Genomic DNA, 341 nt, shown 5'->3' on the forward strand with positions numbered 1-341 from the left:
GGAGGGAGCCGTCTAAGGTGGGATTGGCGATTGGGACTAAGTCGTAACAAGGTAGCCGTACCGGAAGGTGCGGCTGGATCACCTCCTTTCTAAGGAGCACATTTAGTTGGCCATGCTACCCGCGAGTGTCGGGTGGGTGGTTTTGCTCATGGGTGGAATGTTGGTTTTGGGTTGAGTGAAGCGCATTGTTGGGTTTTGGGGTAACACGTTGGTGTTGTTCCTGTTTTTGCCTGGCATGGTGATGATGCGAATGTTGTGTTTGTGTTGTTGTTGTGTTGTGGGTTGTTGTTTGAGAACTATATAGTGGACGCGAGCATCTTCTGGAATTTGCGTTGAATCAA

At 49.6% G+C, this 341-nt stretch carries 1 protein-coding gene and 1 rRNA gene; one reads left to right on the top strand and one right to left on the bottom strand.

Translation table 11 applies throughout. The features are described 5' to 3' along the window. Nucleotides 1-89 (top strand): 16S ribosomal RNA (locus tag HMPREF2674_RS02715); the annotation flags it as partial. A gap of 13 nt (nt 90-102) precedes the next feature. On the opposite strand, the gene HMPREF2674_RS09430 is transcribed toward HMPREF2674_RS02715, so the two are convergent. Further along, nucleotides 103-341: hypothetical protein (locus HMPREF2674_RS09430; RefSeq protein WP_210400119.1), on the bottom strand; the 239-nt coding region annotated here is incomplete at its 5' end.

Source organism: Rothia sp. HMSC062F03, assembly GCF_001836905.1.
Taxonomy (GTDB): Bacteria; Actinomycetota; Actinomycetes; order Actinomycetales; family Micrococcaceae; genus Rothia; species Rothia mucilaginosa_A.